The following is a 3,121-nucleotide window of genomic DNA, read 5'->3' on the forward strand; positions in this document are numbered from 1 at the left end:
CCGCGTCAGCAACGCCGCCAACGCCGCGTGCACCACCATGAAGGGCGTCGCCCGGAACTCCCGCGCCAACTCCACCACCCGCCCGTGCACCCACGGCGGGATGGAGATGGGCACGCTGTCGCCGCGGTGCGAGGGGACGGCGGGGCGGGGCCGGTCGGCGGGCAGCGCCAGCTCCTCGGGGGAGCCGGCCAGCGCACCTTGCCAGTAGGCGAGTTGGGCGGACAGTTCGCTGCTGTCCTCCCGCTCGTCGCCCAGGCGGGCCTGCTGCCACAGGGCGTAGTCGGCGTAGGCGACCGGTAGCGGCGGCAGGGCCGGGGCCCGCCCGGCGTGGCGGGCGGCGTAGGCCGCGGCCAGATCGGCGATCAGCGGCCGCTGCGACCAGGCGTCGGTGGCGATGTGGTGCATGACCAGGAGCAGGGTGTGCTCGTCGGGCGCCGTGGCGAACAGGTGGGCGCGCAGCGGGGGTTCGGCGTCCAGCCGAAACGCGTGTTCGGCCGCTTCCCGCAGCAGGCGGGGGAGTTCGTCCTCATCGGTCCGGACGGGCCCGGTGAGCGGGGCGGGGCGGTCGGCGGGCAGGACGACCTGGTGCGGGCCGTGCTCGTCCTCGGCGAAGACGGTGCGCAGGCTCTCGTGCCGGGCGACCACGTCCCCCAGCGCGGCCCGCAGCGCCGCCACGTCCAGCGGACCGGTCAGCCGCAACGCCAGCGGGACGTTGTAGGTGGTGCTGGGCCCCTCCAGTTGCTGGACGAACCACAGGCGGCGCTGGGCGTACGAGAGCGGCAGCCGCTCCGGACGCGGGTCGGCGGGGCGCAGCCGGGGTCCGGCCGCGCCCGCCGCGGCGAGCGCGGCGGCGAGGCCGGCCACGGTCGGTGTCTCGAAGACCTCCCGGACCCCCAGTTCGACGCCGAGTGTGCTGCGGACGCGGGCGACGAGCCGGGTGGCGAGCAGGGAGTGGCCGCCCAGGGCGAAGAAGTCGTCGTCCACGCCGATCCCGGACGCGCCCAGCAACTCGGCGAAGAGCCCGCACAGGATCTCCTCGCGCGGCCCGCGCGGTGCCCGGCCGGGGCCCCGGCGGGTTGCCGCCTCGGGCGCGGGGAGCGCGGCCCGGTCCAGCTTGCCGTTCGCGGTCAGCGGCAGGCCACCGGCCAGCACCACCAGGGCCGAGGGGACCATGTACTCGGGCAGCACCGTCCGTACGGCGGCGGACACGGCCTTCTCGTCGAGTACGTCGTTCCCGCCGGCCGGTACCAGATAGCCGACCAGGCGGGCGGAGCCGGCGGGGTCGGGGCGCACGGCCGCGGCGGCCCGGCCGACGCCGGGGGCCTGGGCAAGGGCCCTTTCGACCTCGACCAGTTCGATCCTGAACCCGCGGACCTTTACCTGGTCGTCGGTCCTGCCCAGGTGTTCCAGGCTTCCGTCGGGCCGCCAGCGGGCGAGGTCGCCGGTGCGGTACATCCGCTCCCCCGGCCCCCCGAACGGGCAGGCCACGAACCGCTCGGCGGTCAGCCCCGGCCGGCCCAGATAGCCGCGGGCCAGCCCGGCGCCGGCCAGGTACAGCTCCCCCGGCACTCCGTCGGGCACGGGCCGCAGCGCGGCGTCCAGCACGTAGGCGGCGGTGCGGGCGATCGGCGCCCCGGTCGGCACGGCGCCGCCGTGCGCCTCCAGGGTCTCGGCGGTGATGTGCGCGGCGGTGGACCAGACGGTGGTCTCCGTCGGCCCGTACAGGTTGAGCAGGCGATCGCCCGACGGCGCGCGGCCGGGTTCCAGGAGGGTGCGGGCCAGGGCGGGCGGCAGCGCCTCGCCGCCCACCAGCACGCGCAGGGCGGTGAGGTCGAGGCCGCCGTCCACGGCCATGGCGTGCCACCAACCGGGGGTGGCCTGGATCACCGTCACTCCCTCGCGGGCGCACAGGGACCTCACGGCCGCGGGGTCGCGCTGGGTGGTGGCGTCGGCCAGGACGACCGTGCCGCCGGTGAGCAGCGGGGCGAAGATCTCCAGGACGGCGATGTCGAAGGAGATCGTGGTGACCGCCAGCAGCCGGTCCTCGGGCCCCAGTTCCAGCCGTTCGGTCATGTCGGCGAGGAAGTTCGCCACGGCCGACCGGGTCACCATGACGCCCTTGGGACGGCCGGTGGAGCCGGAGGTGTAGATGGTGTACGCCAGCTCCTCCCCTCGCTCCCGCGCCCGCGTGCCTTCGGCCCGTGCGGTGCCGGGGGCGGCGGCCAGCGTTGCGGCGGTGGCCGGGTCGTCCAGGACGAGCAGCGGGGCGGGCACCGGCGGGAGGCCGCCCGCGAGGTCCGTGGTGGTGATGACGCAACCGGGGGCGGAGTCGGTGAGGATGTCCGCCAGGCGGTTCTTCGGGTGGTCGGGGTCCAGCGGCAGGTAGTGCAGGCCCGCCTTCCAGACGGCGAGCAGAGCCACCGGAAGCAGCGCGCCACGCGGCAGGGCGACGGCGACGGGCCCGCCGCGCCCGGCGGCGCTCCGGGACAGCAGTGCGGCGAGCCGGTCGGCCCGTGCGTCGAGTTCGGCGTAGTCGATCCGCTCCCCGTCCGCGACCAAGGCTGTGGAGCGGGGAGTCCTGGCGGCCTGGGCCTCGAACCGCCGCAGCGGGGAGGCGTCGGGCAGGGCGCGGGCGGTGTCGTTGCGCCGGACGAGGACGTCGTGCAGCTCGGCCTCGCTCAGGACGGGGATGCGGCTCAGCGGGGTGCGGGGCTCCGCGACCGCCGCTTCGAGCAGCCGGAGGTAGCGCTCGACCATCCTTCGGGCCGTGCTTTCGTCGTACAGGTCGGCGCTGTACTCCAGCACGCCCCGCATCCCGGCCGCCGTGCCGTCGGCCGCCCGGTCCTCGTTGAAGGACAGCGACAGGTCGAACTTGGCCGCCGCGATCTCCACCGTCTCGGGCCGCACCAGGACGTCCGAGGCCCGGTCGGCGGGTCCTTCGTCGGGCGCCGCGCCGTTGTTGAAGGCCAGCAGGACCTGGAAGAGCGGGTGGCGGACCAGGGAGCGCGCCGGGTTGAGCACTTCCACCAGGCGTTCGAAGGGGAGGTCCTGGTGCGCGTAGGCCGCCAGGTCGGTGGCCCGCACCCGCTCCAGCAGCTCCCCGAAACTCGGATCGCCCGAC

Annotated in this window: 1 protein-coding gene; it reads right to left on the reverse strand. The window is 75.8% G+C overall.

Features of this window, described 5'->3' with window-relative positions; genetic code table 11:
• Positions 1-3,121: non-ribosomal peptide synthetase (locus IO20_RS0134060; RefSeq protein WP_030557130.1), on the reverse strand; the 3,121-nt coding region annotated here is incomplete at both ends.

It is taken from the genome of Streptomyces exfoliatus (genome assembly GCF_000725545.1).
Taxonomy (GTDB): Bacteria; Actinomycetota; Actinomycetes; order Streptomycetales; family Streptomycetaceae; genus Streptomyces; species Streptomyces exfoliatus.